Raw genomic sequence first — 1146 nt, forward strand, 5'->3', positions numbered from 1 at the left:
GGGCACCCGAATACCGAAGTCGCGCTTTAACTCGCCTTATTCAGCGTCGCCTTAAACAAGCCGGACCATCCTTGGTTCTACAAACCACCGCCAGTGATTCGTTTCTTGTTATTGGCAGAGTCACATGGCAGCAGTTGGACCCAATATCCTGAACATCTCTTGACGCAACCAAACGTGTGCGGGGTCTTTCTGAAAACGGTGGTGCCAAATCAGCTGTACCTCGATCACCGGTGACAGCATAGGCGTCTCGACAAAGCGCAGGTTGCCGTAGCGCACCAGCAGTTCAGCCAGGTCGCGCGGCACGGTGGCAATCAGGTCGGAACGCTCGATGATGGGCAGCAAGCTCATGAAGTGTGAAATCTGAACCACCACGCGGCGCTGTAGCCCTTTTGGTTGCAGGAACTGATCAAGGACGTGTTCGCGGCCGTCCGGCTTGACGACGGCATGTTTCAGACTGGAGAACTGTGACATCGTTAAGCTATCACCCAGTTGGGGGTGGTCTCGCCTGAACAAGCACACGTGGGTGCTTTTGAACAGACGCTGCTGGAAAAAACCGGCCCGGTGTAGATCCGGAAAGTAGCCTATGGCCAGATCCGCCACGCCCGATTCCAGCGCATGTGTCGCCGCCTCGCGGGGCATGCCAAAGGTCTTCACATTGACCAACGGTGCAGACCGGGCCAGCGCAGCCAGCAAGCGCGGCAGGAAATTGACTTCTGCAATGTCCGGTGCTAGCAGAGCGAAAGACCGCTCACTCAGGGCGGGCTCAAACTTCTGCGGTTTGAGGATGGTGCTCTCGATCGCCTGAACGACCTGCATGATGTCCGGGTTCAGCGTCTCTGCGCGTGGCGTGGGCGCCATGCCGAAGCCCGCCCGCACGAACAGAGGGTCATCGAATAGCGTTCGGAGGCGATTGACAGCCGCGCTCATGGCTGGCTGACTCAGTCCCAAAGACTCGCCGGCCTTTGTCACGTTCCGGTGGCGAAACATGGCATCAAACACCAAAAGCAGATTGAGATCGACCGATTTTCTATCCATTTCGTGGATTGTATCTATCTATCAAATCATCTTGGTGAATTTTCATCGCACTTCTAAACTCGGCTCCATAGATCAAATCTGCCAAGCTTTCAAGCCGGTGCAGATCATAAA

At 55.7% G+C, this 1146-nt stretch carries 1 protein-coding gene; it reads right to left on the minus strand.

The features are described 5' to 3' along the window. Nucleotides 1-120 precede the first annotated feature (120 nt). Nucleotides 121-1035: a LysR family transcriptional regulator gene (locus AC097L_RS25540; RefSeq protein ID WP_479589501.1), complete on the minus strand. Its 915-nt coding sequence runs from the start codon at nucleotides 1033-1035 to the stop codon at nucleotides 121-123. Between the last annotated feature and the right edge of the window lie 111 nt (nucleotides 1036-1146).

The sequence above is a fragment of the Rhodoferax sp. RT5P35 genome, assembly GCF_056521385.1.